The organism is Microbacterium hibisci (assembly GCF_015278255.1).
Taxonomy (GTDB): domain Bacteria; phylum Actinomycetota; class Actinomycetes; order Actinomycetales; family Microbacteriaceae; genus Microbacterium; species Microbacterium hibisci.
Window position 1 is genome coordinate 564635 of the sequence record NZ_JADIJC010000001.1, and the last position, 25723, is coordinate 590357.

A 25723-nucleotide genomic window follows, 5' to 3' on the forward strand; every position below is an offset into this window, starting at 1 on the left:
CGGATTCGCCTCTGGGGCGCGGGACTGGTCAAGTCTATTCCGTCAGCCGCGGACCTGCCCGGCACCGCGCGCGAGCCACTTCGAGCTCGTGAGCTCAGCCAGGCCCATGGGGCCGCGGGCGTGCAGCTTCTGGGTGGAGATGCCGACCTCCGCGCCGAATCCGAACTCGCCGCCGTCGGTGAACCGGGTCGACGTGTTCGCCATCACGACGGCCGAGTCCACCTCGGCGAGGAAGCGCGCCTCGTTCGCGGCATCCGTCGTCACGATCGACTCGGTGTGATGCGTGGAGTACCGGCGGATGTGGTCCAGGGCGTCGTCGAGGTCGTCCACGACGCGCATCGCGAGGTCGAGACTGAGATACTCGGCGGCCCAGTCCTCCTCGGTGGCCGGGGTCACCCCCGGAGCGAGGCGCCCGACGGTCTCATCGCCGTGCACAGTGACGCCGCCCTGCTGCAGAGCCGCCACGACGGGGCCGACCAGACGCTCGGCGGCACCGCGGTGCACCAGGACCGTCTCGACCGCGTTGCAGACGCTCGGGCGCTGGGTCTTCGCGTTCACGACGATGTCGCGGGCCCACTCCAGCGGAGCCGTCTCGTCGAGCAGGATGTGGACCACGCCGGCGCCGGTCTCGATGACGGGGACCGAGGACTCGGTCACGACCGTCTCGATGAGCTGGGCGCTTCCGCGGGGCACGAGCACGTCGACGATCCCGCGCGCGTGCATGAGCTCGCGGGCACCGTCGCGCCCGAACTCGTCGACGGTCTGGATGGCCTCGGGATCGATGCCCCGCTCGGCCAGCGCACCGCGCATCGCACGCACGAGCGCGGCGTTGGTGTGCTCGGCGGCGGTCCCGCCGCGCAGCACGACCGCGTTGCCCGATCGAATGGCGAGCGCCGCGATGTCGACCGTGACGTTCGGCCGGGCCTCGTAGATCGAGCCGACGACGCCGAACGGCACCGCGACCTTGGTCAGCGATACGCCGTTGGACAGCGTGCGCTCGTCGAGGACGCGTCCGACCGGGTCGGGAAGGGCCGCGATCTCGCGCACGGCGGCGGCCAGAGCCGCGACCCGTGGCGCATCGAGGCGCAGGCGGTCCTGCAGCCCCGTCGAGAGACCGGTGTCGCGCCCGCGGCGCAGATCCTCGCTGTTGGCCGCCACGATCTCCGGGGTGGCGGCCTCGATCGCGTCGGCGATCGCGAGGAGGGCGTCGCGCTTCGTGTCGTCGCTGAGAAGACCGATGCTGCGGGCGGCGTCCTTGGCCAGCAGCATCCGCTCCCGTGCCGTCGTGACGGTGGTGGTCATCCGCCCAGTCTATCGACCGCCGTGCGCACCGGTCCGGTCGCGGCGGGTGCCGCAGGCTCGGGATTGGGCTGGAACCACGTGCCGATCTCGTCGCCCGAGAGCGCTTCGCCGACGAGGTCGGCGCTGGTCACCAGGACACCGATTCCGGATGCCGCGGCCAGCCGCGCGGCCGACACCTTGGTGGCCGCTCCCCCGGTGCCGACACTGTTGACCACGACCGACCCGAACTCGAAGCCGTGCAGGTCGTCGCCGTACGACACGTGCGGAATGGGCACAGCGCCCGGCTCATCCGGCGGCCGGGTGTACAGGCATTCGATGTCGCTGAGCAGGACGAGGGCGTCCGCGCCGATCAGCTGCGCCACCAAGGCGGCCAGGCGGTCGTTGTCGCCGAACCGGATCTCGTGCGTGGCCACCGTGTCGTTCTCGTTGACGACGGGCAGGATCCGCAGGCCGAGCAGACGTTCCATCGCTCGGCGGGCGTTCGAGCGATGCGTCGGGTTCTCGAGGTCGCCGGCGGTCAGCAGCACCTGACCCGCGACGATCCGGAACGGGCGCAGGGCCTCCTGGTAGCGATAGATGAGCACGTTCTGGCCCACCGCCGCCGCGGCCTGCTGCGTGGCGAGGTCGCTGGGGCGCTCATCCAGGAGCAGGTACGGCATGCCGGTCGCGATCGCGCCGGACGACACCAGCACCACCTCGGTCCCGCGGCCGTGAGCCGTCGCGAGGGCGTCGACGAGCGGCTTGATCTTGTGGGCGTTGTCGCCGCTGATCGACGACGAGCCCACCTTGACGACGACCCGGCGGGCCTGCGGGATGTCGCGCCGCTCGTGTGCGCTCACTCCTCCGCCTCGTCATCCCACCCGCGCTCGGCGCGGCGCTCGGCCTCGAGCTCGGCGCGGGCCTCCGCCTTCGCGTCCATGCGGTCGTGGTACTTCTCACGGCGCTCGGAGGTCGTGCGGCGCGTGTCGCGCAGCAGACGCGGGTCGGTGCCGCGCGGCGCGGTCATGAGCTCGGACGTCGACGAGATCGAGGGCTCCCAGTCGAACACGATGCCGTCGCCCTCGCCGATGACGACGGTGGCCCCGGGCGTGGCGCCGGCGCGGAAGAGCTCGTCCTCGACGCCCAGCTTCTCGAGGCGGTCGCCGAGGTAGCCCACCGCCTCCTCGTTCTGGAAGTCGGTCTGCTGCACCCACTTGAGCGGCTTGTCGCCGAGGATGCGGTAGATGTTGCCGTATGTGCCGCCCTCCACGCGGACGGCGAATTCCTTCTGAGAGCCCTTCGGCCGCACGACGATGCGCTCGGGCGCGGGGCTGGCCGCCTGCTCGGCGCGATGCTGCGCCACGATGTCGCCGAGCGCGAAGGTCAGCTGACGGAGTCCCTCGTGGCTCACGGTCGAGATCTCGAACACGCGGAAGCCGCGCGACTCGAGGTCGGGGCGCACCAGATCCGCGAGCTCCTTCGCCTCGGGCACGTCGACCTTATTGAGGGCAACCAGCTGCGGGCGCTCGAGCAGCGGGATCTGTCCCTCGGGCACGGGGTAGGCGGCGAGCTCGGCGATGATGACGTCGAGGTCGGAGAGCGGGTCGCGGCCGGGGTCGAGCGTCGCGCAGTCGAGCACGTGCACGAGCGCCGTGCAGCGCTCCACGTGGCGCAGAAACTCGAGGCCGAGTCCCTTCCCCTCGCTCGCGCCCTCGATGAGACCGGGCACGTCGGCGACGGTGAACCGCTGCTCGCCCGCCTGGACGACACCGAGGTTCGGGTGCAGCGTGGTGAAGGGGTAGTCGGCGATCTTGGGGCGCGCGGCCGAGATGGCGGCGATGAGGCTGGACTTTCCGGCGGACGGGAAGCCGACCAGAGCCACGTCGGCGACGGTCTTGAGCTCGAGGAGGACGTCGCCCTCCCACCCGGGCGTCCCGAGGAGCGCGAAACCCGGTGCCTTGCGCTTCGGGTTCGCGAGCGCGGCGTTGCCGAGACCACCGAGGCCGCCGGGCGCGGCGACGAACCGCATGCCCGGCTCGATCATGTCGACGAGCACCTCGCCGGCGGTGTCCTTCACGACGGTGCCCACGGGAACCGGCAGCACGAGCGGCTCGCCGGCGGCGCCCGAGCGGTGATCCCCCATGCCGAAGCCGCCGTTGCCGCTCGAGCGGTGCGGCGAGTGGTGGTACGACAGCAGCGTCGTCACCTGCGGGTCGGCGACGAGCACGACGTCGCCGCCGTGTCCGCCGTTGCCGCCGTCGGGACCGGCGAGCGGCTTGAACTTCTCGCGCTTGACCGACACGCAGCCGTTGCCGCCCTTGCCGGCGCGCAGGTGCAGCGTCACCCGGTCGACGAACGTGACCATGCGGTCCCCCTCAGATGTGGAAGCTTCCCGGTGGTCCGGGATCGGGATAAAGGGAAGGGGCGAGCCGAAGCCCGCCCCTTCCGGAAGTCTGCGCCCACTCTCGCGGTGCAGGAGCCTGTCGAAGGCTTACTCCGCGACCGCCACGACGTTGACGACCTTGCGGCCGCCCTTGTGGCCGAACTCGACCGCGCCCGCGGCCAGCGCGAACAGCGTGTCGTCGCCACCGCGGCCGACGTTGGCGCCGGGGTGGAAGTGGGTGCCGCGCTGGCGGACGAGGATCTCGCCGGCGTTGACGGCCTGGCCACCGAAGCGCTTCACGCCGAGGCGCTGTGCGTTGGAGTCACGACCGTTGCGGGTGGAGCTTGCGCCCTTTTTGTGTGCCATCTCTGCGTCTCCTGTGGCTTTACTTGATGCCGGTGACCTTGACGCGCGTGAGGTCCTGACGGTGGCCCTGGCGCTTCTTGTAGCCGGTCTTGTTCTTGAACTTCTGGATCACGATCTTCGGGCCGCGCTCCTCGCCGAGCACCTCGGCGGTCACGGTGACCTTCGCGAGCTTGTCGGCGTCGGTCGTGACGGTGTCACCGTCGACGAAGAGCACCGCGGGGAGCTCGATCTTGTCGCCGATCTTCGCGGCCTGGCGGTCGAGAACGACGATCGTGCCGACCTCGACCTTCTCCTGCCGGCCACCGGCGCGCACAACTGCGTAAACCACTTCACACCTGTTTCTTCTGGGAGCACGCGCACGCGCTCAGGACGTCATGAAAGACTTGGTGCGGATTTCTCGACGCACCAAGGGGCCACTTTACCAGATGCCGGATGAGTCCGCGAAAGCGGGCCGCACCGTGTCGCGGCATCCGGTGCGTAGGATCTGCACGTGGCGATCCTGATCGACGATCCGCGCTGGCCGGCGCATGGGCGGCTGTGGGCGCATCTCGTGACCGACACCGATCTCGACGAGCTGCACGCGTTCGCTGCCGCGAACGGGATACCGCGCCGCGGATTCGACCGCGACCACTACGACGTCCCCGAGGAGGCGCACGCGCGCCTCGTGGCCGCGGGGGCCGAGCACGTCAGCGGGCACGAGCTGGTGCGGCGGCTGATCGCATCCGGCCTCCGTGTGCGCGCACGGGATCGTCGCTGATCACCGGGATCGGGCGACGGATGCCGACATCTCGAGCACGTCCGCGGCACGCCGGGGCCCGTCCAGCTCCCTGATCGCCGCACCCAGGCGCTGAGCGCGGGTGTGCAGGGCGCCGTCCGCCAGCATCCGCTCGATGGTCGCGCGGATCGCCCGCGGCCCCGAACGGCGCGGCAGAGTCTCCCCCACTCCGGCGGCGGTGACCGCCCTGGCCACGCGCGGCTGGTCCGACGTCGGATCCAGCGGCAGCGCCAGCACGGGCACCCCGTGGGCGAGGGCGGCGAGCGTCGTGCCGTGGCCACCGTGGCCGACGACGAGCGACGCCTGCGGGAACAGCTGCTCGTGCGGCATCCATTCGTGCACTTCGATTCCGGACGGCACCCGCACCTCGCCCGGCGCCAGCGCCGGGCCCAGTGTCGCGACGACGCGCGCGTCGAGGCCGTCGACCGCGTCGAGCACGCGTTGCCACGAGGCCAACAACCCGGGGAAGCGGAAGGTGCTGAGGCTCAGCACCACGGTCGGCGCCGTGGGGTGCGCCGCGACCGCCGCAGTCATGGCGCCGGTGTAGACCACCGCTCCCGGTGCTGCCGAGAGCTCCGTGTGATCCGGGAACGGCACGCGCAGACCCGGAACGGTGGCCGCCAGGATCGGTGCGGCGTTCGCACGCGGTCCGCCGACCCGCACCCCGCGAGGCCACACCAGCGCTGACAGCACGCGCGCGCCGGACGCCAGGAAGTCGTGCAGCGTGTGCTCGAGGATCGCGAAGCGCTGCTCCATCCGGTCCAGCACGTCGAGCACGCTGAGGAGCATGCAGTCCACGATCACCACGTCGACGGGATTCGCGGCGAGCTGTGCGACGGTGTCGTCGGCGAGGCCGCTGTCGGTGAACAGCCGCAGAAGCCCCGCGGGGCGCGGGTCGAGCACGAAGCCCGGTGCGCTCGCGTAGGGGGTGAAGCGCAGACCGGCGCCGCGGAACGCGTCGGCCTGGGCGTCGTGTCCGAGCACGCGCACATCGTGGCCGCGCTGCGCGAGCGCACGGGCGATGGCGATGGTGGGCATGCGATTGCCGCCACCGTCCCACGTCACGAACATGTAGCGCGCCATCGCGCCCCCGTTCCCGGTCCCTCGGCGCTCACACTAGCGAGCGCGCGGTCCGGGCGACAGAGCGCGCGCCCCCGCCGGCAGGAGCCGGACGGGGGCGCGCATGACTCAGTCCTCCGAAGGGGTGTGCGGAACCGGCGTCCCGGTGAGCGCAGCCGTCGTCACGCGCCGCCGGGAGCGGCCCTGGCCGGGCGCCTTCGGCTCGGGAAGCGCGTTGAGCACCGAGTCGAGGAGCAGATCCTTCTCGGTGCGCACCTCCTTCTTCGCGCCGGAATCCTGGCGCTTCTTGCGCTGCTTCTTGGGGCGCTCGGCGGGGGCCGGCTCTGCGACGACCGGGGCCGCCTCTGCCGGCGCGGCCTCGTCGGCGTGGTGGATCGTGGACGCCGCGATCTGGGCCAGCGCCGACTTCACTCCCTCGGTGATCACGTGGGTGCCGTTCGAGCCGCCGGTGGACGGCGCGGGCGACCCGCCACGCGGACGGCGGCCCGACGAGGACGACGGCGCGCCGGCGGCCGGAGCGCGGTGCTTCACGACCGGGTCGTGGTGGACGATGAGCCCACGACCGGCGCACACCTCGCACGCCTCGCTGAAGGTCTCGAGCAGGCCGAGCCCCAGCTTCTTGCGCGTCATCTGCACCAGGCCGAGCGAGGTCACCTCGGCCACCTGGTGCTTCGTGCGGTCGCGGCTCAGGCACTCGACGAGACGCCGCAGCACCAGGTCGCGGTTGGACTCGAGCACCATGTCGATGAAGTCGACGACGATGATGCCGCCGATGTCACGCAGACGCAGCTGGCGGACGATCTCTTCGGCGGCCTCGAGGTTGTTCTTCGTGACGGTCTCTTCAAGGTTGCCGCCCGAGCCCACGAACTTGCCGGTGTTGACGTCGACGACCGTCATCGCCTCGGTGCGGTCGATGACGAGCGATCCGCCGGAGGGCAGCCACACCTTGCGGTCGAGCGCCTTCTCGATCTGCTCCGTGACGCGGAACTCGTCGAACGGGTCGCGCTCCCCCTCGTAGCGCTCGACGCGCTCGAGGAGATCGGGCGCGACCGACTCGAGATACTTCGAGATCGTGTGGTGCGCGTCGTCGCCCTGGATGAGCATCTTCGAGAAGTCCTCGTTGAAGACGTCGCGGACGATCTTGACCAGGAGGTCCGGCTCGGAGTGCAGCAGCGAAGGCGCCTGGATCGTCTCGATCTGCTTCGAGATGTGCTCCCACTGGTTCGTGAGGCGCTGCACGTCGCGGGTGAGCTGCTCCTCGGTGGCGCCCTCGGCCGCGGTGCGGACGATCACGCCCGACGACTCGGGGAGCACCTCCTTGAGGATCTTCTTCAGGCGTGCCCGCTCGGTGTCGGGAAGCTTGCGCGAGATGCCGTTCATCGCGCCGCCCGGCACGTACACCAGGTAGCGGCCCGGCAGCGAGATCTGGCTGGTCAGGCGCGCGCCCTTGTGACCCACCGGGTCCTTCGTGACCTGCACGAGCACGCGGTCGCCGGTCTTGAGCGCGAGTTCGATGCGGCGCGGCTGGTTGCCGGTCTCGACGGCGTCCCAGTCCACCTCGCCCGAGTACAGCACCGCGTTGCGGCCCCGGCCGATGTCGACGAACGCCGCCTCCATGCTCGGCAGCACATTCTGCACGCGGCCGAGGTAGACATTGCCGATGAGCGAGGCGTCCTGGTTGCGGGCGACATAGTGCTCGACGAGCACGTTGTCCTCCTGCACCGCGATCTGGATGCGACCGTTGCGCGAGCGCACGATCATCACGCGATCCACGGCCTCGCGGCGGGCGAGGAACTCGGCCTCGGTCACGACGGCGCGACGGCGGCCGGCCTCGCGGCCATCGCGGCGACGCTGCTTCTTCGCCTCGAGGCGCGTCGAGCCCTTGATGCGCTGCGGTTCGGTGATGAGCTCCACCGCGCGCTGACGGGGCTGCTGCGGCTGCTTCGGCTCGTCGGAGACGGCGGATGCCTCGTCCCGTCCCTCACCGCCGCGGCGGCGGCTGCGGCGGCGCGAGCTGGTCGACGACGCGGCGCTGTCCGCCTCGGGCTCGGGCGCGCGTCCGGGACGCGCGGGCAGCACCGCGATCTCGGGGGCGTAGAAGACCAGCTGGGTCGAGACGGCCGAGACGAACACCTCGGGCAGGAGGCCGAGGCTCTGGGCGGTCAGGGGCTCGGGTTCGGCGGGGGCCGGCTCCGGCTCGGGCTTCGCCTCTGCCTCGGGCTCGACCTGCGAGTCCTCGGGCGTCGGCTCCTCGGCCGGCGACTCCGCCGCCTGCGCTTCGTCCGCCGGCGACTCGTCGGTCTGCGCGTCGTCCGTGTGCGGCTCGGGTGAACCCGCGGACGCCTTGTCGGCGGCGTCGGGCTCGGCCGGGGCTGCCTCATCGGACGCCGCCTCATCGGTCGGGTCCGAGGTCTGCTGCCCGGGCGTCTCCGTCTCGGTCGCCTCGGCGGGCGCCGGGACGTCCACGGCCTCCCCCGCGACCCCGGGAGCCTCGACCGAGGACTCGTCGTCGGCGGTGACCTCGGTGGACTCGTCCGCTGTGGTCAGCGGCGCATCCGGTTCGGTCTGCGGGAGGAATTCTGCATCGTTTCCATCAGCCATCACTGGCGTACTCCTAGCGGGGCGGCACCGCGCGTCGCCCGGCGAAATCTCGTGCGGCGCCGCCCATGCCCCTCCGGACGGGGCGGTGCCGCGAACTCACTCGGTCTGCAGCGGAGCCCGGCTCTCAGCGGGTGCTCGCGCTGCCAAGGGCATTCGTCGCCCTGAAGTCTTCTGGTGATGATCGTCACGGCGCGGCCGTGAGTCATCGCCCCCCATTATCGCACCTACCCCGCCAGAATGCCCATTCGCGGCGCGGCAGCGCGTTCCCCACGCCGCACTCCGTGGATTTGCACGGCGCGGGGGCGCGGCATCCGTCCAGATCCCGATGCCATAATCCGACACATGCCCGACCAGCAGACCCACACCCGCCCGAACGGGCTCGCCCTCTGGCTCGTCGTCGCCGGCGTCATCGGGTGGTGGGCGGCCTTCGCGCTGACGATCGAGAAGCTGGAGAAGCTCGCGAACCCCGACGCCATCGCCTCGTGCGACCTGAGCGTGCTGGTGCAGTGCACCGCGAACCTCGACTCGTGGCAGGGCAGCGTCTTCGGCTTTCCCAACCCGATCCTCGGGATCGCCGGCTGGATCGCACCGATCGTGGTCGGGATGGCACTCCTCGCCCGCGCCCGCTTCACCCGCTGGTTCTGGTGGTGCTTCTGGGCGGGAATCGCCTTTGCATTCGGCTTCGTGATCTGGCTGATCAGTCAGAGCATCTACGACCTGCACACCCTGTGCCCGTGGTGCATGGTCACGTGGTCGGTCACCATCCCGACCTTCTACGCGGTCACGCTCCACCTGCTGCGGTCCGGCCAGGTGCCGGCGTCGGAGCGCGTGCGGCACGCGGCCGACCGGCTGATGGCGTGGGTGCCGCTCGCGGCGATCCTCAGCTACGCCGTCATCCTGCTGCTCGCGCAGCTCGAGATGAACGCGGTTGTCAACATCTGGCAGACGCTGTTCGGCTAGCCTCCGCGCGGGGCGCGGAGGCCAGCCGGTTCGCGGTCAGCCGAACCAGATCTCGAGTTCGCGCGCGGCGGATTCGGTGCTGTCGGAGCCGTGGACGAGGTTCTGCTGCACCTTCAGTCCCCAGTCGCGGCCGTAGTCGCCGCGGATCGTGCCGGGAGCGGCCGTCGTCGGGTCCGTCGTGCCGGCGAGCGAGCGGAAGCCCTCGATGACGCGGTTGCCGGTGAGCCGGATGGCGACGGACGGGCCCGACATCATGAACTCGAGCAGCGGCTCGTAGAACGGCTTGCCCTCGTGCTCGGCGTAGTGCCGCTCGAGCGTCTCACGGTCGGGTTCGACCAGGCGGATGTCGACGAGGGCGTACCCCTTCGCCTCGATCCGGGCGAGGATCGCGCCGGTCAGGCCGCGAGCGACGCCGTCCGGCTTGACGAGGACGAGGGTCTCTTCGATGGCCATGCGAGTCTCCGTTTCGGGTCAGGGTTCTAGGGGGTCAGTGCTCCGGGGGAGGATCGGCCGCGAGGCGCGCATTGCGCCGGTCGAGAGCGGCCCCCTTGATCGTCGCATACCCGTACATGCCGCCGAAAATGAGCGCGACGAGCGCGAGGGCGGGCACGAGGAAGGCACCCAGCGCCACGACGGCCTGCAGCACCCAGCCGATCGCGATTCCCCAGGGGTACCGCACGACGCGAGTGGTGGCGATCATCAGCACGGCCAGCACCGCGCCCGCGACGACGCCCCACCACGGCTCGATGCCCGCGGGCAGCGCCTTCAATCCGTAGATCACGAGTCCGGCGAGGAACGCGATGATCGACTCGAATCCGAGCACGATGGTCGCGAGCGACTCGGCGGCGCCCCGCGGTCGCCGAGTCCTCGGCGGCCTCTCGGCGCTCACTCGCTCCACCCGGACTTCCAGTCCTCCGCGTTTGCCAGGGCGAGGGCCTCGCCGGCGAGCACCACCGAACCAGCGATCACGACAGCGCGACGATCGGATGCCGCAGCCCACGCCCGTGCCGCGTCGGCGGCCTCGGCGAGGTCGCGGTGGACCGTCACCCGCAGATCGTGCGCCTCGGCGAGGTCGGCGATCGTGTCGGCGTCTTCGGCGCGTTCCGAGTCGGGAGCCGTCGCGAACAGCTGCGCCGCCACCGGGGCGAGCTCGGCGACGATGCCGGCGGCGTCCTTGTCGGAGAGCACGCCCAGCACCACGCCCCACTCGTCGAAGTCGAACGCCTCCCGCAGCGCGGTGACGAGAGCCCGCGCGCCGTGCGGATTGTGGGCCGCATCGACGAGCACCGTCGGGTTGGCGCCCACCAGCTGCAGGCGACCGGGCGAGGTGACGCTGCCGAAGCCCTCGGCGAGCACGTCGCCCGCGATGCGCTGCGAGCCGCCGCCGACCAGTGACTCGACCGCCGCGATGGCGAGGGCGGCGTTGAAGCCCTGGTGGCCGCCGTAGAGGGGCACGTATTCGTCCTCGTACGTGCCCGCGAGGCCCCGGACGGTGATCTGCTGTCCGCCGACGGCCAGCCGCTGCTGCGCGAGCGCGAACTCGCCGCCCTCGAACGCGATCGTGGCACCGTGCGCCGCGGCGGCTTCGCGCAGCACCGCCTCGGCAGCGGCATCCTGCCGGGCCGAGACGACCGCGGCGCCGTCCTTGATGATGCCCGCCTTGACGCCGGCGATCTCGGCGATGGTGTCGCCCAGACGGTCGGCGTGGTCGACGTCGATCGGCGCGAACACGGCCACGTCGCCGTCGGCCGTGTTCGTCGAGTCCCATGAGCCGCCCATGCCCACCTCGAGCACGAGGACGTCGATCGGCGCGTCGGCGAACGCGACGAAGGCCAGCACCGTGAGCAGCTCGAAGAAGGTGAGCGGCGCATCGCCGTTCGCCTCGAGCTCGGCGTCGACGATGCCGACGAACGGCTCGATCTCGTCCCACGCGTCGGCGACGGCGGCATCGGCGATCGGCTCGCCGTCGACCATAATGCGCTCGGTGAAGCGCTCGAGGTGCGGGCTCGTGAACAGCCCGGTGCGCAGGCCGTGCGCGCGCACCAGGCTCTCGATCATGCGGCTGATCGAGGTCTTGCCGTTCGTGCCCGTCACGTGGACGACGCGGTAGGTCTTCTGCGGGTCGTCCAGCAGCTCGAGCACGCGGCGGGTGCGCTCGACGCGAGGCTGCACCCACCGCTCGCCCTGCCGCTGGAGCAGCGCCTCGTATACGGCGTCTGCCCGGCGCCGGTCGCGATCGCTCATGCCGAGACCCCCGTCCGGCCGACCGAGACGGTGAAGGCGCCGCGGTTCGCGTAGGTGCCCGCGTCGACCACCGCCTCGTACTCGAACGGCGCCTGGCCGTCGCCGGCGGCGGCGAGCTCGGCGGTGCGGGTGCGCACGGCATGCGCGACGGAGAGCGTCTCCCCCGCGACGTCCGCCACGCCGAACGCCGCCGCGACGGCCTCGCCATCGGCTGCGTCCTCGAACAGGAGGGCGAGCCGGATGCGGTCGCTCACGTCGAAGCCCGCCGCCTTGCGCGTGTCCTGGACGGCCCGGATCACGTCGCGTGCCAGGCCCTCGGCCTCGAGCTCCGGCGTGGTGGTGGTGTCGAGGAGCACGAAGCCCTCTCCCGCGAGCAGGGCGATCGCGGTGCCCTCTGCGACACCGCCGGCCTCGAGCGTGAGCTCGTACTCGCCCGGCTGGAGGGCGATGCCGTCGACGACGACGCCGCCCTCGCGCTCCTCCCACACTCCGGCCTTCGCGCCCGCGATCACGTGCTGCACCTGCTTGCCCAGGCGCGGTCCGGCGGCGCGGGCGTTGACGCTCAGACGCTTGCTGATGCCGTAGCGCTCCGACACGTCGTCGCCGAGCTCGATCAGCTCGACCGCCTTCACGTTGAGCTCGTCGCGCAGGATGCCCTCGAACTGGCCGAGGGACGCGGCATCCGGAACCGCCACCGTCAGCGTGGGAAGCGGCAGGCGCACGCGACGGCCCTCCTTCTTGCGGAGCGCGTTCGCGACGCTCGAGGTCTCGCGCACCGCGTCCATGGCCGCGCGGATGTCGTCGGCGGCGGGGAACGCGTCGGCGTCGGGCCAGTCCTGCAGGTGCACGCTGCGGCCGCCCGTCAGCCCCTGCCAGATGCGCTCCGAGATCAGCGGAATGAGCGGCGCCGCGACCCGGGTCACCGTCTCGAGCACCGTGTAGAGCGTGTCGAAGGCCTCGCGACTCCGGGGGTCGTCCGACACGCCCGTCCAGAAGCGGTCGCGCGAGCGGCGGATGTACCAGTTGGTCAGCGCCTCGGTGAAGTCGCGCAGCTTCGCCGCCGCGAGCGTCGAGTCCAGCACCTCGAGGTCGGCCGCGACGTCGCGCACCAGGTCGCCGGTGAGCGCGAGGATGTAGCGGTCGAGCACGTCGGTCGAGTCCGTGCGCCACGAGGCCTGGTAGCCCCCGGCGGGGCCGCCGTCCGTGGCCGGGCCGCCCGCGGCGTTCGCGTACGTCGCGAAGAAGTACCAGGCGTTCCACAGCGGCAGCAGGAACTCCCGCACACCCGCGCGGATGCCCTCCTCGGTGACGATGAGGTTGCCGCCGCGGAGGACCGAGCTCGACATCAGGAACCAGCGCATCGCGTCGGACCCGTCGCGGTCGAACACCTCGCTCACGTCGGGGTAGTTCTGCAGCGACTTCGACATCTTCAGCCCGTCGCTGCCCAGGACGATGCCGTGGCACGAGACGCCGGTGAAAGCCGGGCGGTCGAACAGCGCGGTCGACAGCACGTGCATGACGTAGAACCAGCCGCGCGTCTGCCCGATGTACTCGACGATGAAGTCGGCCGGCGAGTGCTCGTCGAACCACTGCTGGTTCTCGAACGGGTAGTGCACCTGCGCGTACGGCATCGACCCCGAGTCGAACCAGACGTCGAAGACGTCCTCGATGCGGCGCATGGTCGATCGGCCGGTCGGGTCATCGGGGTTCGGGCGCGTCAGGTCGTCGATGAAGGGACGGTGCAGATCCACCTCGCCCTCCGCGTTGCGCGGCAGGCGGCCGAAGTCTCGTTCGAGCTCCTCGAGCGAGCCGTATACGTCGACGCGCGGGTGCTCGGGGTCGTCGCTCTTCCAGACCGGGATCGGCGATCCCCAGTACCGGTTGCGGCTCACCGACCAGTCGCGGGCGCCCTCGAGCCACTTGCCGAACTGGCCGTGCTTGACGTTCTCAGGCACCCAGGTGATCTGCTCGTTGCCGGCGAGCATGCGGTCCTTGATGTCGGTGACGCGCACGAACCAGCTCGACACGGCGCGGTAGATGAGCGGATTGCGGCAGCGCCAGCAGTGCGGGTACGAGTGCTCGTAGCTCGCTTCTCGGAGCAGCCGGCCCTCCTGACGCAGCAGCCGGATCAGCGGCCGGTTGGCGTCCATCCACAGCTCGCCGGCGACATCCGTCACCTGCGGGAGGAAGCGTCCACCGTCGTCGAGGCTCATGATGAGCGGGATGCCGGCGGCCTCGGTGACCCGCTGGTCGTCCTCGCCGTAGGCCGGAGCCTGATGCACGATGCCCGTGCCGTCGCCGGTGGTGACGTAGTCGTCGACGAGGATGCGCCAGGCGCCCTCGGTCCCCCACGTCGCGGCGTCGGCGTAGTAGTCGAACAGGCGGTCGTAGGTGACGTCCGCCAGGTCGGCGCCGAGCACCGTCTGCTCGACGGCTTCGCGGGCGGCGTCGGCGGACTCGTAGCCGAGGTCCTTGGCGTAGCCGGCGAGGAGCTCCTCGGCGAGGAGGTACCGGTGCGCCTCGGCCTCGGCGGGCTCGTCGTCCCGATGCACGTCCGCCGCGCCGTTCGGCCCACCCGGCACCACGACGTAGCGGATGTCGGGACCGACGGCGAGCGCGAAGTTGGTGGGCAGCGTCCACGGGGTCGTCGTCCACGCGAGGGCGCGGACGGCGGTGAGGCCGAGAGCCTCGGCCTTCAGGCCCGTGAGCGGGAACGTCACCGTCACCGACGGGTCCTGGCGCATCTTGTACACGTCGTCGTCCATGCGCAGCTCGTGCGCCGACAGCGGGGTCTCGTCACGCCAGCAGTAGGGCAGCACGCGGTGGCCCTCGTATGCGAGGCCCTTCTCGTAGATCGTCTTGAACGCCCACAGCACGGACTCCATGTACCCGAGGTCCAGTGTCTTGTAGCCGTGCTCGAAGTCCACCCATCGCGCCTGCCGGGTGACGTAGTCCTCCCACTCGCGCGTGTAGGCGAGCACCGACTCGCGCGATTTGGCGTTGAACGTGGCGATGCCCATCGCCTCGATCTCGCTCTTCTCGGTGATGCCGAGCTGCTTCATCGCCTCGAGCTCGGCCGGAAGACCGTGCGTGTCCCACCCGAACACGCGATCGACCTTCTTGCCGCGCATGGTCTGGAAGCGCGGGAAGAGGTCCTTGGCGTATCCGGTCAGCAGGTGGCCGTAGTGCGGGAGGCCGTTGGCGAACGGCGGGCCGTCGTAGAAGACCCACTCCTCGGCGCCCTGACGCTGCGCGATCGATTCCTGGAAGGTCTGGTCGGCCTCCCAGAACGCGAGCGTCTCACGCTCGATCTCGGGGAAGCGAGGGCTGGGGACGACGGCGGCCGGCGCGGCATCGGCCGCGGGCCCGAAGGCGGAGGGGCGGGGGTAGGTCATCTTCTCTCGCAGGTGCTCGCTCGTGTGCTTCCTGCGGGGACGATCGCTCCGAGCTCGGACCGACCGCGGTACCACCCTGCATTGACGGATGCCTCTGGCAAGGCGTCCGCCCTCTCTCACAGCGGCTGTGACGGGCCTGCCCCGCTCGGTTCTAGTGGGAAGGCCGCGAACGGCCTTCTGTTCTTCCGAGAGCTCCCCGGTGATGGCCGGATCCGCGCTGGTCCGACGATTCTACCGTGGTGGCGCAAGGGGGAATGCGGAGCGCGGTCCTGCGGTTTCTGGACTCGTGCCAAGATTGACGTCCGTGACCGCAGCCGCACCCGCATCCGCCCCTCTCGAAGCTTCACCGACGCGTCGCGTCGCCTGGGCGTCGATGGTCGGCACCTCGCTGGAGTCGTTCGACTTCTACCTGTTCGCCTACTTCTCGGCGTTCTTCGTCGGGCCGCTGTTCTTCGATCCGCTGGGCGAGTTCGGCGCGACCAGCGCCGCGTTCCTCACCATCGCCCTCGCGTTCGTCGTGCGTCCCATCGGCGCGATCGTCTTCGGCTACATGGGCGACCGCCTCGGCCGGCGGACGACCCTGCTGTGGACGGTGGCCATCATGGGCGTCGCGACAGGGCTGATCGGCCTTCTGCCCACCTACGCGCAGGCAGGCTGGCTGGGTGCCGTCCTCCTGATCCTGCTGCGCATCGTCCAGGGACTGTCGCTCGGCGGCGAATGGGGCGGCTCGATCCTCATCGCGACCGAGAACTCCGGTCCGGTCAAGCGCGCGTTCTACGCCGCCATCCCGCAGCTCGGATCACCGGTCGGCTCGATCCTCTCGGCGACGGTCTTCCTCGTCCTGACGGCGGTGCTGCCGACCGAGCAGATCGCCGAGTGGGGCTGGCGCATCCCGTTCCTGCTGGCGCTGCCGCTGCTGCTCGTGTCGCTGTATCTCCGCTGGTCCATCTCCGAGACGCCGGTGTTCGAGAGCGTCGTCGCCGAGGGACGCCGCGATCGCCTGCCGTTCCTCACGATGTTCGCGAAGCGCCCGGCCGCGATGGCGATCGCGATCGGCGCCGCGCTCCTGGGCATCGGGTCGTACTCGCTGATGAACACCTACACCGTCAACTACGGGGTCGCGCAGCTCGGCTTCAGCTACCAGGATCTGCTCGTCGCGACGACGATCGGCGGGCTGCTGCAGCTCATCACGATCCCGCTCTTCGGCGCGTGGGCGAGCCGGGTGGGATCCGCGAACGTGGTCGCGTGGGGCGCACTCGGGACGCTGCTCATCACCTTCCCGATGTACTTCCTGCTGCAGTTCGCGACGTTCCCGATCCTCGTCGGCACGATGATCGTCGGCGGCATCCTCCCGACCATGGCGTGGGCTGCCCTGGGCGGCCTCATGAACGACCTCTTCCCCGACAGCTTCCGCTACTCGGCGCTGTCGTTCGCCTACGCGCTCGCGGCGACCATCAGCGGCTTCGTGCCCTACCTCACGCTGCTCCTGGGCGAAGGCACGGGGTACGCGTGGTGGCACCCCGGGGTGATCCTCGCGATCATGTCGGCGGTGACGCTGGTCTCGGCGTGGCTCGCCGCTCGGCGCCGCGTCGAGCCGGAGCTCGCGACCGACCCGGCGACTGCCACCGCCAACGCGTGACGCGGGACGGATGCCGGGCCCCGGCATCCGTCCGCTGTCCGGGGTTCGACGCGCCCGGGCTAGAATCGAGCGACATCCCACACTCAGGCACGCTCACACAGTGCCGCACATATCGCTCGAGGAGTTCTCCATGACCGACGCCCGCCCCGCACAGGGACAGATCCCGGACAAGCCCGCACTGGAGGGCCTCGAGCAGAAGTGGGATGCCGCGTGGTCCGAGCAGGGCACGTACCTCTTCGATCGCGCCCGCGCCATCGAGGGCGGCCGCAGCGGCGTCTACTCGGTCGACACTCCCCCGCCGACAGCCTCCGGCAGCCTGCACATCGGACATGTGTTCTCGTTCACGCACACCGACCTGAAGGTGCGGTACGAGCGCATGCGGGGCAAGACCGTGTTCTACCCGATGGGCTGGGACGACAACGGCCTGCCCACCGAGCGCCGTGTGCAGAACTACTACGGTGTGCGGTGCGACCCGTCGCTCCCCTACGACGCGGACTTCACGCCGCCCTTCGAGGGCGGCGACAACAAGTCCAGCCGTGCGGCGGACCAGGTGCCGGTCAGCCGCCGCAACTTCATCGAACTGTGCGAGAAGCTCACGGTCGAGGACGAGAAGCAGTTCGAGGCGCTGTTCCGCCAGCTCGGACTGAGCGTGGACTGGACGCAGACGTACCGCACGATCTCGGACGACACGATCCGCACCAGCCAGCGCGCGTTCCTGCGCAACCTCGAACGCGGCGAGGCCTACCAGGACCTCGCTCCCACCATGTGGGACATCGACTTCCGCACCGCCGTGGCCCAGGCCGAGCTCGAGGATCGCGAGCAGCAGGCGTCGTTCCACACGATCGACTTCCCGTTCGCCGACGGCTCCGGCGCGATCACGATCGAGACCACGCGTCCCGAGCTCGTCCCCGCGTGCGTCGCGATCGTGACGCACCCCGAAGGACCGCACAAGCACCTCATCGGCACCAAGGTGCGCAGCCCCTTCTTCGGCGCCGACATCGAGATCCACGGGCACCACCTCGCGCAGCCCGACAAGGGCACCGGCGCTGCGATGGTCTGCACCTTCGGCGACGTCACCGACATCGTCTGGTGGCGAGAGCTCCGCACCACCGACGGCCGCCACCTGCCCAACATGACGACGATCGGCCCCGACGGCCGATTCCTCCCCACCGCTCCCGCGATCGTCGCGAACGCCGAGGCGATCGAGTGGTACGCCGCCGAGATGGCTGGCAAGACCGTCTTCTCGGCGCGCAAGGCTCTGGTCGAGAAGCTCCAGGAGACCGGCGACATGACAGCGGTGGGCAAGCCGTTCAGCCACGCCGTGAAGTTCTTCGAGAAGGGCGACCGTCCGCTCGAGATCGTCTCGACCCGTCAGTGGTACATCCGCAACGGCGCGCGCGACGAGGAGCTGCGCGACAAGCTGATCGCGCTCGGCAAGCAGATGTCGTGGCATCCGGACTTCATGCGCGTCCGCTACGAGAACTGGACCAACGGACTCACCGGCGACTGGCTCGTGTCGCGGCAGCGCTTCTTCGGCGTGCCGATCCCGGTCTGGTACGCGCTCGACGAGAACGGCGAGCGCGACTACGACCGCGTGCTGACGCCCGACCACGCGGCGTTGCCGATCGACCCGTCGATCGACGTGCCGCCGGGCTTCACCGCCGAGCAGCGTGGTGTGCCGGGCGGCTTCGAGGGCGAGAACGACATCTTCGACACGTGGGCGACCTCGTCGCTCACGCCGCAGCTCGCCGGCGGCTGGGACCGCGACCCGGAGCTGTGGAACCTCGTCGCGCCGTTCGACCTGCGCCCTCAGGGTCAGGACATCATCCGCACCTGGCTGTTCTCGACGCTGCTGCGGAGCGCCCTCGAAGACGACCGTGCGCCGTGGGCGGATGCCGCGATCTCAGGCTTCATCGTCGACCCCGACCGCAAGAAGATGTCGAAGTCGAAGGGCAACGTCGTCACGCCCGCGGACATCCTCGCGCAGCACGGCTCGGATGCCGTGCGGTACTGGGCGGCGTCGAGCCGGCTCGGCACCGACGCGGCGTTCGACCCGCAGAACCCGACGCAGGTCAAGATCGGCCGTCGCCTTGCGATCAAGGTGCTGAACGCCGCCAAGTTCGTGCTCTCGTTCCCGGTGCCCGAGGGCGCCGAGGTGACGCACGCGCTGGACGCGTCCATGCTCACCGCCCTGGACGCCGTCGTGCGCGACGCGACCAAGGCCCTCGACGCGTACGACCACGCGCGGGCCCTCGAAGTCGCCGAGTCGTTCTTCTGGACGTTCTGCGACGACTACCTCGAGCTCGTGAAGGAACGCGCCTACAACCAGACCGACGTCGGGCAGGCCTCAGCCGCGCTCGCGCTCCGCACGGCGCTGTCCACGCTCCTGCGCCTGTTCGCACCGGTGCTGGCATTCGCCGCCGAGGAGTCGTGGTCCTGGTTCAACGACGGCTCGGTGCACAACGCGCCGTGGCCTGAGCCGCTCGGCGTCGAGGGCGACCCTGCCGTGCTCGGCGTGGTGGGCGAGGCGCTGATCGGCATCCGCCGCGCCAAGACCGAGGCGAAGGTGTCGCAGAAGGCCGCGGTGTCGCACGTCATGATCGCTGCCCCCGCCGACGCGATCGCCGCGCTCCGGCTGGCGGAAGGCGACCTCCGTGCGGTCGGCCGCATCGCCGAGATCCGCTATGCCGACGCCGAGACCCTCGCCGTGACCGACATCGAGCTCGCCCCGCAGGAGGACTGACATGCAGCTCGGAACACGCTGGACCTCAGGCGAAGAGCCACCGTCGTCGGTGCCGGAGGCGCTGCGTCGCGGCATCCGCTCCGTCGACGACACCATCCCCGCGGATCAGCTGGGGCAGCCGCGCCCGCGGTGGACGCTGACGTGGCTGGAGGGCCGGCCGATCGCCGAACTCGACACCGGCGTCATCGTCTCGCTCAACGCGGACGGCGAAGCCGTCGCCCGGAACGATCCGGACGACGGCTTCGGGTAAGCCGCAACTCACTCCTCCGGGGCGTCGTGTCGCGACGCGTCGAGGAGGAGCCGCACGGCCACGAGCGTCGCGGCCAGCGTGACGCCCGCGGCGACGAGGAACGGCAGACGCAGGTCGGCACGCGCGACCCAGCCGCCGAGCAGCGTCGCGAAGGGGAACATCCCCCAGGTCAGCGTGCGGATGATGCCGAGCACCCGGCCGAAGAGGTGTCCGGGCACGATCATCTGGCGCAGCGCGCCCCACGGCACGTTCCACACCGAAACCGCGGCAGCCATCAGACCGTATGCCACGATGCCCGTGATCGCCTCCGGCGCGATCCCGACGGCGGCCAGACTGAGCGCGGCGACCACGTTCGCGCCCAGCATGACCCGGCCGCGGCCGAACCGCGCGACGAGCGACGGCGCGATCAGGGAGCCGCCGAGTCCGCCGAGCCCGATGCCCGCCGTCACCAGGCCGATGGCCGCGGGAGCGATGTGGTGGACGTCGAGGAAGTACAGGAACACCGGCGCCTGTGCGAAGGAGAAGGCCGATCCGACGACGGACGTGAAGATGACCATCGATCGGAGGAAGCGGTGGCGCCAGAGATACGACATCGCCTCGCGGGCCGACACCTTGGACGGTGCCGCCGACGCCGCAGGCTTCGTGGCCTCCTCGGCGGCCGCGAGAGGATCGCCCGCGGCGACCGACGCCTCCGCACGCGTCGGAGTCGTCTGCGGGTCACGCAGCGGTCGTGCGGCGCTGAGGGGCAGGAGGATCGCGAGCGCGATCGGGATGAGGTAGCCGGCCGCGCCCACCCACAGCGGCAGCGCGAGCGACACCGCGAAGAGCACGCCGCCGATGGGTGAGGAGATGAAGCTGTCGATGGTGATCTGCGCGGCCTGCAGCCAGCCGTTGGCACGGTCGAGTGCGGGACGCTTCACGATGCTCGGCACGACGGCATTGGTGGCGTTGTCGAACAGGGTCTCACCCAGTCCGAACACCAGCACACCCGCGTAGAGCCACAGGATGTCGAGGCTCCCGGTGACCGTGAGCAGCGCGAGCCCCACCGCCGCCAGGCCGCGGATCGCGTTGGCGATGGCCATGATCCAGCGCCGATCGAACCGGTCGACGAGCATGCCGGCGGGCAGCCCGAAGACGAGCCAGGGCACGAACGCCAGGGCCGTGATCGCCGAGATCGCGAGCGGATCCCGCGTGAGGGTGGTCGCGATCAGCGGAACCGCGACACGTCCGACGCCATCCGCGAGATTGCTGAAGGCCGCCGCCGTCCACAGCTTGCCGAAGTCGCCGCCGAGCGGCACCCTGCGAGCCCGGCGGGCGGGGGAAACGGGAGGCTCTGCCGTCCGGGTGCTCTCGGTCATCGCGGGAGCATTCCGATGGCGGCGAGCGCCTCGGCGCGTCGGCGTACGCCGGCCGCGACGATCTGCGCGTCGATGGCGCGACGCTGGTCTGCGGGGCTCCGGCGCGCGACCCGGCCGATGGCATAGGCGTCGAGGGCCGCGGCAGCGCGCAGCAGCGCGCGGTCGAATCGGGTCGCGGAGGCGTTGCCGATGCCGCGCACAGCGAGCTCATCGGCCGTGATCGTGCTCATGATCGTTCTCCCAACTGCGGCAGCGGGAAGAGGTCGGCCCGGATGGTCACGGGGCGGACGTTCTCGCCGGTCTGATTGCGGTGGTTCTCGACCGCCTCGTCGATCAGCGCCATGATCTTGAGCGAGAGCTCCCTGCTCTGCTCGGGCGTGAGACGAGCTGTGGCAGTGGAGATCATGGTCCCCTCCTGCCAGTCCTCGTCCTCGCCGCCGACACCTCGGTTGACGAATTCGAGCAGCTGCTCGTTGCGGTTGCGCAGGAACTCGTTCATCACGACCTGTGTCGCGGCTCTCCCTGCGGGTGTCGTCATCGCGCTCGGGTTGCCGAAGGACACCCCGCCCACGGGCCGCTCCCACCAGCGCTCGCGCCCGGTCCCGCGGTCCTCCGCCTCTCGGATGAGATCGTGCTTCGCGAGTGCGCGGAGGTGATAGCTGGTCGAGCCGCTGGACTCCCCCAGGCGCTCCGCGAGAGAGCTCGCCGTCTGCGGTCCGTACTGACTCAGGATGTCGTAGATCTTGACCCGCAGCGGGTGCGCGAGTGCACGCAGCGCTCCGGAGTCGAGGACGCGATCCTGGTTATGGCGCTCCTCGGTCCGCGCCATAGTCGCCGCGTCGGTCTCGTTCTCTGCCATGCGGCCAGATTAGCGACGCAAAGACGTCTTTGCAAGGAACTCTTTGCAACAAGTATTTTGCAAAAGATCGGCGGCACTGCGGTCCCGGTGGTTAGGCTGTACGCCATGCCGAACGACAACCCGCTCCTCATCGCCAGTACGCTCCCCTACGGGCTGCCCGACTATGCCGCCATCCGGCCCGAGCATTACCTGCCGGCGTTCGAGCAGGCGTTCACCGCTCACCGCGCGGAAGTGGCAGCGATCACCCGGGTGCGGTCGATGCCGACGTTCGAGAACACGCTGGTGCCGCTGGAAGAGAGCGGTCGCCTGCTCGGGGACGTCGCGCGCACGTTCTACACGGTCTCGTCGGCTGATGCCACGCCGGAGATCCAGGCGATCGAGGAGGAGCTCGCGCCGCTGATGGCCGCGCACCAGGACTCCATCCAGCTGGACTCGGAGCTGTACTGGCGCGTCAGGACGGTCCACGAGCAGCTCGATGAACTGGACCTCTCCCCCGAGCAGCGCTATCTCGTCGAGCGGCACTTCACCGAGATGTCGCACGCCGGCGCCGGCCTCGACGATGAGGCCAAGGCTCGGCTGAGCGAGCTCAACCAGCGTCTGTCGACCCTCACCACGCAGTTCGAGAAGAACCTTCTCGCCGACACGAACGACCTCGCGGTCGTCTTCGACGACGCCGCGCAGCTCGACGGGCTGGCGGAGGGCGAGCTCTCCGCGGCGGCGCAATCGGCGGCCGACCGCGGCCTCGACGGCAAGTGGCTCGTGACCCTCACGCTCTTCACGGGCCACCCGTACCTGTCGAGCCTGACCGACCGCGACTCCCGCGCGCGCCTGCTCGCGGCATCCCGTTCGCGCGGCTCCCGCGGCAACGAGCACGACAACCGCGCCACGCTTCTCGAGATCGTCCGGCTGCGGGCCGAGCGTGCCGCGCTTCTGGGCTACGAGTCGCACGCCGCATACGTGACCTCGGACCAGACGGCGGGATCCCCGGCCGCCGTCCACGACCTGCTGCGCCAGCTGGCGGTCCCCGCAGCCCGCAACGCCCGCCGCGAGCAGGAGAAGCTCCAGGCGATCATCGATCGCGATGCCGTGCCCTTCGCGCTGGAGGCGCACGACTGGGCCTTCTACACCGAGAAGGTGCGGGCGGCCGAGTACGACCTCGATCGCAGCGCCCTGCGACCCTGGTTCGAGGCCGAGCGCGTGCTGCAGGACGGCGTGTTCCGAGCGGCGACCGACCTATACGGGATCACCTTCAGCGAGCGCACCGACCTCGGCGGCTACCACCCTGACACCCGGGTGTTCGAGGTGCACAACGCCGACGGCTCGGCACTCGGCCTCTACATCCTGGACCTGTACACCCGCGACACCAAGCGCGGCGGCGCCTGGATGAACTCGATCGTGCTGCAGTCGCGCCTGCGAGGCACGGCACCGGTCGTCGTGAACAACCTCAACGTGCCGAAGCCGGCCGCCGGCCGGCCCACGCTGCTGAGCCTCGACGAGGTCACGACGCTCTTCCACGAGTTCGGCCACGCCCTGCACGGCCTCTTCGCGACGGTCACCTATCCGCATTTCGCCGGCACGAACGTCTACCGCGACTTCGTGGAGTTCCCGAGCCAGGTCAACGAGATGTGGATCTACTGGCCCGAGATCCTCGCCTCCTATGCGCGCCACATCGACACCGATGAGCCGCTGCCTGCCGAGATCGTGGAGAAGCTGCACGCCTCCGAGGCGTTCAACCAGGGCTTCGCGACCAGCGAGTACCTGGCGGCGTCGTGGCTCGACCAAGCCTGGCACTCGCTCTCGGTCGAGCAGGCGGACGCCGAGATCGACGTGGCGGAGTTCGAGACGGCCGCGTTGGCCGACATCGGCCTCGACAACCCCGCGGTGCCCACGCGGTACTCCTCCACGTACTTCGCGCACGTCTTCTCGGGCGGGTACAGCGCGGGCTACTACTCGTACATCTGGAGCGAGGTGCTCGACGCCGACACCGTCGAGTGGTTCCGTGAGAACGGCGGTCTGCGTCGTGAGAACGGCGACCGCTTCCGCGACCGACTGCTGGGCGTGGGAGGGTCGAAGGATCCGCTCGAGGCCTACCGCGACTTCCGCGGCCGCGACGCCGAGATCCAGCCTCTCCTCGAGCGCCGCGGACTCACGGACTAGGTACTGGTGCCGGTGCGAGCGACCGCCCATGCGGCGGCGGCCGCTCGCGTCGGCGCATTCAGCTTCGTCCGCGCGTTCGCCACGTGCCGGTGCACGGTGTGGACGCTGAGGAAGAGCTCTGCGGCGATCTGGGCATCGGTCATGCCGCGCGATACGAGAAGGAGCACCTCGAGCTCCCTCGGGGAGATGGGCGACTCCGCGGTCCCCGCGGCGTCCGGCGCAGCGATCGGCGCCACGTTCCGGTCAGTAGGCGTCGGGTCGGCATCGGGGAGGACTGCGCTCAGCGCCTCTTCCGACACGCCGTCGAACGCGAGCACCCGGCGCAGGAACTCGGCCGCGTCGCCGTGCCACGGGTGGTGATCTGCGCCGTCCAAGACGTGGAGGGTCGCGTCAGGTATCGCTGCCGCAGCGGCGGCGCCCAGAGCGAGCCGGATGGCGCGATCTCCCCGCCGGTGCAGAACCAGCGTGGGAGTGCGGACGAGCTTCGCCGCTCCGCGCGCGTCGAACGCGTAGACGGCGGCCAGTCCTGCCGCGGCCGCCTCAGCGGTCGCTGTGGAGCGCTGATGGCGCGCGTACGCGCGTCGCTGCTCCGCCGTGGCGTCGGGATAGAAGATGTCCGACATGACGCGTGAGCTCACGCCCCAGCTGCTGCGGACGAGTTCGACGAGCGCGGCGCGATCGGCGGCCGACGCGATGGACGAGCCGTCGAGATAGGCGCCCGCCAGCACCAGCCGACGGACGCGTTCGGGATACCGGGCCGCGAACTCCACCGCGATGGCGCACCCGGATGAGCCGGCGAACAGCGTCGCCTCCGGCGTATCGGCGGCATCCATCACCGCCTTCACCGCCTGGACGTGCGGCTCGAGGTCTGCCGGCGTGACCTGACGGGAGCGCGACAACCCGGTGCCGGGAGGATCCATGCGGATCACTCGACGATGCTGCGCGATGGCCTCGACGAATGTCCGGAACGGGGCGTACTCCCAGTCCCGCTCCAGGTGGCTCATCCACCAGCCGCCCACGATCACCGGTGCACCCGCACCCGCCTCCGACCACGCGACGTCGTCGGAACCCGACCACGCGTAGTTGACGGTCAGAGGGCTGGACACGACATCAGTATGGTCCCGCGGTCCGATCCGCCGCGAGCGGCCCGGACCGCGGGCCGGATCCGGTCGGAGGCGCGAACCGGTCACGGATCCAGCCGGTAGAACGACCTGGTCGGGTGATCGATGGCGAGCCGCGTGGCCCGGCGGAATCCCGCACGTGCGCTCGACGCGACGACGGTCGGGCCGCGCAGGACGGGCCGTGACAGATCCGGCGCCGTCACGATTCCCGCGGTGTCGATCGCCGCGTAGAGTCCGAGCCGGTGACCGAGTTCGATGGTGAGCAGCTCGAGCGCGGGGCCGACGGACTCGAGCAGGCGCTGCGTGAGTGCCGCCGCCTGCTCCACCGACGCCACCGACTCGGTCAGCACATCGCTCGTCCCGAGAGCGCTGAGGGACATCGGATCTCCTTCCTCGTACGACCTCAGGGCCATCCTCGGGCCGAAGCGAGGCCATCGTCGCGCCGCGGCTCGTGCGGCGACATCGGGAGGATCTGCCATTCGCGGTATCGCGGCGATGGCCGGATCAGGCC

22 protein-coding genes are annotated in these 25723 nt (G+C 70.5%); 6 read left to right on the forward strand and 16 right to left on the reverse strand.

Going from position 1 to position 25723, the window contains the following annotated elements:
* Positions 1 to 42: 42 nt before the first annotated feature.
* The 5 genes from IM770_RS02705 to rplU form a co-directional block, all read right to left on the reverse strand.
* Complete coding sequence (locus IM770_RS02705; protein WP_203579570.1) at positions 43 to 1302, reverse strand: glutamate-5-semialdehyde dehydrogenase; 1260 nt, start codon at positions 1300 to 1302, stop codon at positions 43 to 45.
* The gene (gene proB, locus IM770_RS02710; RefSeq protein ID WP_203579571.1) at positions 1299 to 2141 is read right to left on the reverse strand and encodes a glutamate 5-kinase; all 843 of its coding nucleotides are present in this window, start codon (positions 2139 to 2141) and stop codon (positions 1299 to 1301) included. Before proB ends, IM770_RS02705 begins: the two co-directional genes overlap by 4 nt.
* Positions 2138 to 3646, reverse strand: a complete 1509-nt coding sequence (gene obgE, locus IM770_RS02715; RefSeq protein WP_203579572.1) for a GTPase ObgE — start codon at positions 3644 to 3646, stop codon at positions 2138 to 2140. The genes proB and obgE overlap by 4 nt, the downstream gene beginning before the upstream one ends.
* A 126-nt stretch (positions 3647 to 3772) precedes the next feature.
* Positions 3773 to 4030, reverse strand: coding sequence for a 50S ribosomal protein L27 (gene rpmA, locus IM770_RS02720; protein WP_109211194.1), 258 nt, complete (start codon positions 4028 to 4030; stop codon positions 3773 to 3775).
* Between the two features lie 19 nt (positions 4031 to 4049).
* A complete protein-coding gene (gene rplU, locus IM770_RS02725) occupies positions 4050 to 4358 on the reverse strand; it encodes a 50S ribosomal protein L21 (protein ID WP_026059456.1) in 309 nt (102 codons plus the stop codon).
* A gap of 162 nt (positions 4359 to 4520) precedes the next feature.
* Here rplU and IM770_RS02730 point away from each other — a divergent pair, with 162 nt between their 5' ends.
* Entirely contained in the window at positions 4521 to 4787 is a 267-nt protein-coding gene (locus IM770_RS02730) for a DUF4031 domain-containing protein (RefSeq protein ID WP_203579573.1), read from the forward strand.
* Here the strand turns inward: IM770_RS02730 and IM770_RS02735 are convergent, their stop codons facing one another.
* Both IM770_RS02735 and IM770_RS02740 read right to left on the reverse strand, forming a co-directional pair.
* On the reverse strand, positions 4788 to 5888 hold the full coding sequence (locus IM770_RS02735; RefSeq protein WP_203579574.1) for a glycosyltransferase: 1101 nt from the start codon (positions 5886 to 5888) through the stop codon (positions 4788 to 4790). It lies immediately after the preceding gene.
* Between the two features lie 105 nt (positions 5889 to 5993).
* Positions 5994 to 8486 carry an Rne/Rng family ribonuclease gene (locus IM770_RS02740; RefSeq protein WP_203579575.1) on the reverse strand — a complete coding sequence of 831 codons (2493 nt, stop codon included), beginning with the start codon at positions 8484 to 8486 and terminating at the stop codon, positions 5994 to 5996.
* A 342-nt stretch (positions 8487 to 8828) separates the two neighbouring features.
* On the opposite strand from IM770_RS02740, the gene IM770_RS02745 reads away from it, so the two are divergent.
* Positions 8829 to 9446 (forward strand): vitamin K epoxide reductase family protein, encoded by a 618-nt coding sequence (locus tag IM770_RS02745; RefSeq protein ID WP_203579576.1) that lies wholly within the window; start codon positions 8829 to 8831, stop codon positions 9444 to 9446.
* 36 nt (positions 9447 to 9482) lie between these two features.
* On the opposite strand, the gene ndk is transcribed toward IM770_RS02745, so the two are convergent.
* From ndk to ileS, 4 genes are read right to left on the reverse strand one after another with little or no spacing between them, the layout of a single operon-like run.
* Positions 9483 to 9899, reverse strand: coding sequence for a nucleoside-diphosphate kinase (gene ndk, locus IM770_RS02750; protein ID WP_203579577.1), 417 nt, complete (start codon positions 9897 to 9899; stop codon positions 9483 to 9485).
* Positions 9900 to 9933: 34 nt separating this feature from the next.
* Complete coding sequence (locus IM770_RS02755; protein WP_203579578.1) at positions 9934 to 10344, reverse strand: DUF4233 domain-containing protein; 411 nt, start codon at positions 10342 to 10344, stop codon at positions 9934 to 9936.
* On the reverse strand, positions 10332 to 11690 hold the full coding sequence (locus tag IM770_RS02760; RefSeq protein WP_203579579.1) for a bifunctional folylpolyglutamate synthase/dihydrofolate synthase: 1359 nt from the start codon (positions 11688 to 11690) through the stop codon (positions 10332 to 10334). The genes IM770_RS02755 and IM770_RS02760 overlap by 13 nt, the downstream gene beginning before the upstream one ends.
* The gene (gene ileS / locus IM770_RS02765) at positions 11687 to 15085 is read right to left on the reverse strand and encodes an isoleucine--tRNA ligase (RefSeq protein WP_203579580.1); all 3399 of its coding nucleotides are present in this window, start codon (positions 15083 to 15085) and stop codon (positions 11687 to 11689) included. Before ileS ends, IM770_RS02760 begins: the two co-directional genes overlap by 4 nt.
* A 304-nt stretch (positions 15086 to 15389) precedes the next feature.
* Here ileS and IM770_RS02770 point away from each other — a divergent pair, with 304 nt between their 5' ends.
* The 3 genes from IM770_RS02770 to IM770_RS02780 all read left to right on the forward strand — a co-directional run bounded on the left by IM770_RS02770 (position 15390) and on the right by IM770_RS02780 (position 19717).
* Positions 15390 to 16724, forward strand: a complete 1335-nt coding sequence (locus tag IM770_RS02770; protein ID WP_307785353.1) for an MFS transporter — start codon at positions 15390 to 15392, stop codon at positions 16722 to 16724.
* 130 nt (positions 16725 to 16854) lie between these two features.
* Positions 16855 to 19467 carry a valine--tRNA ligase gene (gene valS, locus IM770_RS02775; protein WP_203579581.1) on the forward strand — a complete coding sequence of 871 codons (2613 nt, stop codon included), beginning with the start codon at positions 16855 to 16857 and terminating at the stop codon, positions 19465 to 19467.
* 1 nt (position 19468) lies between these two features.
* Positions 19469 to 19717, forward strand: a complete 249-nt coding sequence (locus tag IM770_RS02780) for a hypothetical protein (RefSeq protein ID WP_203579582.1) — start codon at positions 19469 to 19471, stop codon at positions 19715 to 19717.
* Positions 19718 to 19725: 8 nt separating this feature from the next.
* Here the strand turns inward: IM770_RS02780 and IM770_RS02785 are convergent, their stop codons facing one another.
* From IM770_RS02785 to IM770_RS02795, 3 genes are read right to left on the reverse strand one after another with little or no spacing between them, the layout of a single operon-like run.
* Positions 19726 to 21075, reverse strand: a complete 1350-nt coding sequence (locus IM770_RS02785) for an MFS transporter (RefSeq protein WP_203579583.1) — start codon at positions 21073 to 21075, stop codon at positions 19726 to 19728.
* Positions 21072 to 21305, reverse strand: a complete 234-nt coding sequence (locus tag IM770_RS02790; RefSeq protein WP_203579584.1) for a hypothetical protein — start codon at positions 21303 to 21305, stop codon at positions 21072 to 21074. The genes IM770_RS02785 and IM770_RS02790 overlap by 4 nt, the downstream gene beginning before the upstream one ends.
* Positions 21302 to 21934 (reverse strand): ArsR/SmtB family transcription factor, encoded by a 633-nt coding sequence (locus tag IM770_RS02795; protein ID WP_239065610.1) that lies wholly within the window; start codon positions 21932 to 21934, stop codon positions 21302 to 21304. The genes IM770_RS02790 and IM770_RS02795 overlap by 4 nt, the downstream gene beginning before the upstream one ends.
* Before the next feature lie 105 nt (positions 21935 to 22039).
* On the opposite strand from IM770_RS02795, the gene IM770_RS02800 reads away from it, so the two are divergent.
* Positions 22040 to 24091, forward strand: a complete 2052-nt coding sequence (locus IM770_RS02800; RefSeq protein WP_203579585.1) for a M3 family metallopeptidase — start codon at positions 22040 to 22042, stop codon at positions 24089 to 24091.
* On the opposite strand, the gene IM770_RS17810 is transcribed toward IM770_RS02800, so the two are convergent.
* Positions 24088 to 25197 (reverse strand): alpha/beta fold hydrolase, encoded by a 1110-nt coding sequence (locus IM770_RS17810; protein ID WP_307785354.1) that lies wholly within the window; start codon positions 25195 to 25197, stop codon positions 24088 to 24090. The genes IM770_RS02800 and IM770_RS17810 overlap by 4 nt on opposite strands.
* An 80-nt stretch (positions 25198 to 25277) precedes the next feature.
* Positions 25278 to 25592 carry a hypothetical protein gene (locus IM770_RS02810; RefSeq protein WP_203579586.1) on the reverse strand — a complete coding sequence of 105 codons (315 nt, stop codon included), beginning with the start codon at positions 25590 to 25592 and terminating at the stop codon, positions 25278 to 25280.
* Between the last annotated feature and the right edge of the window lie 131 nt (positions 25593 to 25723).